This is a genomic window from Enterobacter sp. K16B, from assembly GCF_020216105.1.
GTDB classification, from domain to species: Bacteria; Pseudomonadota; Gammaproteobacteria; order Enterobacterales; family Enterobacteriaceae; genus Enterobacter; species Enterobacter sichuanensis.
Map to the genome: position 1 here is coordinate 21226 of NZ_JAIWJZ010000120.1, position 6384 is coordinate 27609.

General features: G+C 54.5%; 7 protein-coding genes. All 7 read right to left on the reverse strand.

Annotated elements, in window-relative coordinates:
- Window positions 1–106: 106 nt before the first annotated feature.
- Window positions 107–880 carry a histidine ABC transporter ATP-binding protein HisP gene (hisP, locus tag LDK53_RS19320; protein WP_014832781.1) on the reverse strand — a complete coding sequence of 258 codons (774 nt, stop codon included), beginning with the start codon at window positions 878–880 and terminating at the stop codon, window positions 107–109.
- Between the two features lie 8 nt (window positions 881–888).
- Window positions 889–1605, reverse strand: coding sequence for an ABC transporter permease (locus LDK53_RS19325; RefSeq protein WP_008502590.1), 717 nt, complete (start codon window positions 1603–1605; stop codon window positions 889–891).
- Window positions 1602–2288: a histidine ABC transporter permease HisQ gene (locus LDK53_RS19330; protein ID WP_008502591.1), complete on the reverse strand. Its 687-nt coding sequence runs from the start codon at window positions 2286–2288 to the stop codon at window positions 1602–1604. Before LDK53_RS19330 ends, LDK53_RS19325 begins: the two co-directional genes overlap by 4 nt.
- 88 nt (window positions 2289–2376) lie before the next feature.
- On the reverse strand, window positions 2377–3159 hold the full coding sequence (hisJ, locus tag LDK53_RS19335) for a histidine ABC transporter substrate-binding protein HisJ (protein ID WP_225287836.1): 783 nt from the start codon (window positions 3157–3159) through the stop codon (window positions 2377–2379).
- Window positions 3160–3385: 226 nt separating this feature from the next.
- The gene (gene argT, locus LDK53_RS19340; RefSeq protein ID WP_025757162.1) at window positions 3386–4168 is read right to left on the reverse strand and encodes a lysine/arginine/ornithine ABC transporter substrate-binding protein ArgT; all 783 of its coding nucleotides are present in this window, start codon (window positions 4166–4168) and stop codon (window positions 3386–3388) included.
- Between the two features lie 298 nt (window positions 4169–4466).
- Entirely contained in the window at window positions 4467–5036 is a 570-nt protein-coding gene (locus LDK53_RS19345; RefSeq protein WP_025757161.1) for a UbiX family flavin prenyltransferase, read from the reverse strand.
- Window positions 5037–5124: 88 nt separating this feature from the next.
- Window positions 5125–6384: amidophosphoribosyltransferase (purF, locus tag LDK53_RS19350; RefSeq protein ID WP_225287837.1), on the reverse strand; the 1260-nt coding region annotated here is incomplete at its 5' end.

The following is a 6384-nucleotide window of genomic DNA, read 5'->3' on the forward strand; positions in this document are numbered from 1 at the left end:
GCGTTTGCCCGGCCTACGGTTTGTGTAGGCCCGGTAAGCGAAGCGCCACCGGGCGATTGAGCTGCACCGCGGTCCTCTCCCGCAGGGAGAGGGAGAAAGGCAAAACCTACTTCAAAGAACCCTTCAGGAACTGCTGCAAACGCGGGCTTTGCGGGTTCGCCAGCACCTCATCCGGGTGCCCCTGCTCTTCAATTTTCCCCTGATGCAGGAAAATCACGTGGTTCGAGACGTTACGGGCGAAGCCCATCTCGTGCGTCACCACCACCATCGTTTTGCCCTCTTCGGCCAGCTTCTGCATGATGCGCAGCACTTCGCCAACGAGTTCCGGGTCCAGCGCTGAGGTCGGTTCGTCAAACAGCAGTACCTCAGGTTCCATTGCCAGGGCGCGGGCGATAGAGACACGCTGCTGCTGGCCGCCGGAGAGGTGCACCGGGTATTTCATCTGCTGGCGCTCGTCAATCCCCACCTTTGCAAGGTATTTCACCGCCCGCTCGCGGGCTTCATGCTTGCTCAGCCCCAGCACCTGCACCGGCGCTTCCATCACGTTCTCCAGCACCGTCATATGGCTCCAGAGGTTAAAGTGCTGGAACACCATCGTCAGACGCGTACGCAGCAGGCGCAGTTGGTTCTTGTCGGCCACCTTCAGCTGTCCGTCTTTGTCACGCACCAGGTTAATATTCTGCCCGCTCACCACAATCGAGCCTTCGCTCGGCTTTTCGAGGAAGTTGATGCAGCGCAGGAAGGTACTTTTACCCGAGCCGGATGAGCCGATAATACTGATCACGTCGCCCGCATTCGCCTGCAGCGACACCCCTTTCAGCACTTCATGTTCGCCGTAGCGTTTGTGCAAATCAATTACGTTTAATTTGTTCTCAGCCATCATCTTTCTCAGTGCGTCGAAGAAGGTTTTATATGCTGCAACCAGCGTTTTTCAGCCTTACGGAACAGGCTAATCAATACATAAGAGATAATTAAATAGAGCACCGCCGCAATGCCAAACGCGGTAAACGGCTGATAGGTCGCGGAGTTAATATCGCGCGCAATTTTGAGCAGGTCCGGTACCGTCGCGGTAAAGGCGAGCGCGGTGGAGTGCAGCATCAAAATCACTTCGTTACTGTATGCCGGTAACGCGATACGCAGCGCCGACGGCAGGATAATGCAACGGTAGAGTTTCACAGAAGAAAAACCGTACGCACGCGCCGCTTCAATTTCACCGTAAGGGACGGAGCGAATGGCCCCCGCGAAAATCTCGGTGGTATAAGCGCAGGTGTTGAGCGTCAATGCCAGTACCGTACAGTTCAGACCGCTACGGAAGAACGCATTCAGCATCTCAGTGCCTTTGACGATCTCAAGCGTGTACATCCCCGAATAGAAGACCAGCAGCTGCACGTACAGCGGCGTACCGCGAAACACATAGGTAAACAGCCAGATCGGGAACTGGATAAATTTATTGTTCGACACGCGGCCAATGGCAAGAAACACCGCCAGAATACCGCCCATCACCACCGAGGAGATCAGCAGCCAGAGCGTGATCGCCACGCCGGTAAAGCGGTAACCATCTGTCCACAGCAGCGATTTCCAGTATTCCTGAATAATCTCAATCACAGGTCAGCCCTCTTCACACCCACGGAATAGCGACGCTCAAGCAGAAGCAGCACCCCGTTGGAGACAGTCGTAAAGACCAGATAGATAACGCCACAGACCACCGCAAAGTAGAACGGCTCCCAGGTGCTTTTGCCTGCCAGCTGCGTGGCTTTCACCACGTCTTCCAGGCCCAGCAGTGAGACCAGCGCGGTGGCTTTGAGGATGACCTGCCAGTTATTACCGATGCCAGGCAGCGCATAGCGCATCATGGCGGGGAACATAATCCGACGAAACGTTTGTGAAGAGGTAAAACCAAATGCGGTTGCCGCCTCAATGTGACCTTTCGGCACGGCCATGTAAGCCCCGCGGAAAGTTTCAGTGAAGTAGGCACCGTAGATAAAACCGAGGGTAATAATACCGGCCACCATCGGGTCGATATCAATTTGTCCCATGCCCATCGCGTCTGTTATGCCGTTAAGCGCAATCTGCAGACCGTAAAAGATCAGCAGCATCAGCACCAGATCGGGAACGCCGCGAATGAGCGTGGTGTAGCCTTCAAAGATCAGCGCCAGCGGTTTGTTAGCCGAAAGCTTCGCCCCTGCGCCTGCCAGACCTATCAGCACCGCCAGCACCACGGAGCTGATAGCCAGCTCAAGGGTGACAAGCGCGCCCTGTAAAATAACGCCAGAAAATCCGTACAGCATACCGCGAGCCCTGTCGTATCGTGAGTGGTGGAACCGTGTCTTTTCCCCTCCCTCGGCGGGAGGGGCCGCACGTTATATGACGGGGCGATTAGCCGCCGTAAACATTAAAATCGAAGTATTTTTTCGCCAGTTTGTCGTACGTTCCGTCCGCGCGCATTTCAGCAAACGCCTTGTTCAGCGCTTCACGCAATTCGTTGTCTTCCTTGCGCAGGCCCATACCGGTCCCTACACCAAACAACTTCACATCCTTAATGGACGGGCCGCCAAACTTGTAATCTTTACCCACCGGCGTTTTCAGGAAGCCTTCGCTCGCGGCGACTTCATCCTGGAAAGCGGCATCAATTCGGCCTGCCGTCAGGTCAGCGTAGATATTTTCCTGGCCCTGATAGGAGACGATTTCAATCCCCTTCGGCGCCCAGTGCTCGTTGCCGTAGGTTTCCTGCGTGGTGCCCTGCAGTACGCCGACGCGTTTGCCTTTCAGGGATTCCAGCGTTGGCTGAATGTCGGAAGCTTTAGCCACCACCAGACGAGAATCGGCCGCGTAGAGTTTGTCGGTGAAGGCAATCTCCTCCTGGCGTTTTTCGGTAATGGAGAGCGAGGACATAATCACGTCGATTTTTTTCGCTTTCAGAGACGGGATCAGCGCATCCAGCGGGTTTTCAACGTAGGTACACTGTGCTTTGATGCGTTTGCACAGCTCATTGGCCAGATCGATGTCAAAACCGACCAGTTCACCCTTTGAATTCTTTGATTCGAACGGTGCATAGGTTGGATCGGTACCAATCCGAATTTTCTGCGGAATGGCTGCGAATGCCGCGGTGGCGCTGGAAAAGGCCAGCACCAGAGATAATGACAACACGAGCTTTTTCATATTTATCCTCAACAAACTGTCTTCATACGGGATTTTTACGACGACGGGGTGGTGCTAATGTGCCATTAATCCCCTTAGTCAGGCAAAGATTAATGCCTTTCAGCCGGGAATTTTTGCATTTTAAATGCGTAAGTATGCACACAGCGATCCAATACAGTGCAACAAATGCACTGCATTGGGTCAATCCCATCCGTAACGCACCTTTGCGGTGCGTTATCGTCAGGTCTTAGTCACCGTAGACGTTGAAGTCGAAGTATTTCTTCGCCAGTTTGTCGTAAGTACCGTCTTTACGCAGCTCAGCAAAGGCTTTGTCGAAGGCGGCTTTCAGCTCGGTATCATCCTTACGCAGGCCAATACCGGTGCCGTCACCAAAGTATTTTTTGTCTTTCACAGACGGGCCTGCAAAGGCGAACTCTTTACCCGCAGGCTGTTTCAGGAAGCCTTCGCTTGCCGCGACTTCATCCTGGAATGCCGCATCCAGACGGCCTGCCGCCAGATCAGAGTAAATCAGATCCTGGTTCTGATAAGCCACCACGTCTACGCCTTTCTCACGCCAGTTAGCATTGGCATAGCCTTCCTGTGTCGACCCCTGCAGCACACCCACATGCTTGCCTTTCAGCGAGTCGATGGTGGGCTGAATCGGGGAACCCTTAGGCGCAATCAGGCGAGAATCCGCGGCGTAGAGCTTGTCTGAGAAGGCAATCTCCTGCTGACGTTTTTCGGTGATGGAGAGAGAAGAGATAATGGCGTCGATTTTCTTGGCTTTCAGCGACGGGATTAACGCGTCAAAGTCGCTGCCCACCCATGTGCATTTCACCGCAATGCGTTTGCACATTTCATTACCCAGATCGATATCAAACCCCACGAAATCGCCTTTCGCATCCTTGGAAGAGAATGGCGCGTAGGTTGCGTCTGTACCGATACGAACTGTCTGTGGAAGCGCTGCGTAGCTACCTGCTGCCGCACTTAACCCCACCAGCAAAGACAGAGCCAGAACCGTCTTCTTCATACATTTACCCTCAAGTACCGTGATTTTATTATGTATTGTGTTGTGTGTTGTGTGTTGTGTTGCAGGCTTCATCTTGCAGGTCTTATGCCACATTGCCGTCTGGTTAAAACTTCGACGTTAAATATGTTAATAAAACGTTGCGATACTGCCTTAATGGTGAAAGATAGCAGGTCTGCCGAACGAACCGGAGAGAGAAAAAGGGAAAAAACGAATTAAATGTCGAGGATATGATCGCCGTTGCATAATTGCCCTGAAACAGGGCAACGTCTTTTTTCATGCACACTGTTTGTGCACAAATTCAGGCTCCCTGCCAGCGGGTGAAGAGATCGGCCGGCAGGTCAATGTCGAACTGATCGAGCACGCGGTTAACGGTCTGGTTAATCACGTCATCCAGCGAGGTCGGGCGATGATAAAACGCCGGGACCGGGGGCATGATCACCGCGCCGAGTTCGGCGGCCTGGGTCATTAAACGCAAATGGCCCAGGTGCAGCGGCGTTTCCCGTACGCAGAGCACCAGAGGACGACGCTCCTTCAGCACCACATCCGCCGCGCGGGTGACCAGGGTGTCGGTATAGCTGTGCACAATGCCGGAGAGGGTTTTAATCGAACAGGGAAGGATAACCATGCCAGCCGTTTTAAACGAGCCGGAAGAGATACTGGCAGCGATATCCCGGGCATCGTGAACGACATCCGCCAGAGCCTGCACATCGCGCAGGGAGAGATCGGTCTCCAGAGAGAGGGTCTGTCGCGCCGCCTGGCTCATGACCAGATGGGTCTCGACGTCCGCCACGTCACGCAGAACCTGTAACAGACGTACGCCGTAAATCGCGCCACTGGCGCCGCTGAGCCCAACAATGAGTCGTTTCATGATTTTCGCCCTTACTGATTTCAGGGCAGACTGTGCAGGATTTTGCGGGGAGTTGCAAGTGAGGGCGAACGCCCTCACCTGCCGAAGATTACCCTTCGTTGTGCATCTCTAAACTTTCGAGATCGTTTTGCAGCTGAACGGCTTTTGCGTCGTCATTGCGCAGCGAATCCAGATAGTCGAGGTACTGCTGGTCAACGTCTTTGGTGACATACACCCCGTTGAACACGGAGCATTCAAACTGCTGAATATCCGGGTTCTCGGCGCGCACCGCGTCGATGAGATCGTTCAGGTCCTGGAAAATCAGGCCATCGGCACCGATGATCTGGCGAATTTCATCCACTTCGCGACCGTGAGCAATCAGCTCGTTGGCGGTTGGCATATCGATCCCGTACACGTTCGGGAAACGAATCTCTGGAGCCGCGGAAGCCAGGTAGACTTTCTTCGCCCCGGCTTCGCGCGCCATCTCGATAATCTGCTCTGAGGTGGTGCCGCGCACGATGGAGTCATCCACCAGCAGCACGTTCTTGTCGCGGAACTCCGCACGGTTGGCGTTCAGCTTGCGGCGCACGGACTTACGGCGCAGCTGCTGGCCTGGCATGATAAAGGTACGGCCAACGTAGCGGTTCTTCACGAAGCCCTGACGGTATGGCTTATCGAGAATACGGGCGATTTCCAGCGCGATATCGCAGGAGGTTTCCGGGATAGGAATCACGACGTCGATATCGAGATCGTCCCACTCGCGGGCAATTTTCTCGCCAAGCTTGGTACCCATGTTCACGCGCGCGCTGTAGACGGAAATCTTGTCGATGAAGGAGTCCGGGCGGGCGAAGTAAACGTATTCAAACAGGCACGGGTTGCTGACAGGGTTATCGGCACACTGGCGAGTAAACAGCTGGCCTTTCTCGGTGATGTACACCGCTTCGCCCGGCGCCACGTCACGCAGGAACTCAAAGCCCAGGGTGTCCAGCGCCACGCTCTCAGAGGCAACCATATATTCGGTACGACCATCGCCGAGGTCGCGCTTGCCGAGCACCAGCGGACGAATGCCGTTTGGATCGCGGAAGGCCACCATACCGTGGCCGATGATCATCGCCACGCAGGCGTAAGCACCGCGGATCTGGCGATTTGTCGCGGCAATCGCAGCAAAGATGTTGTCTGCTTCCAGCGGATAGTGGCGGAAGTTATCCAGCTCGCTGGCGAACACATTGAGCAGGATTTCAGAATCAGAGGTGGTGTTAATGTGGCGACGTTTCTCTTCGAACAGCTTTTTACGCAGCTCATGTGCGTTGGTCAGGTTACCGTTATGCGCCAGGGTAATGCCATACGGTGAGTTGACGTAGAAAGGCTG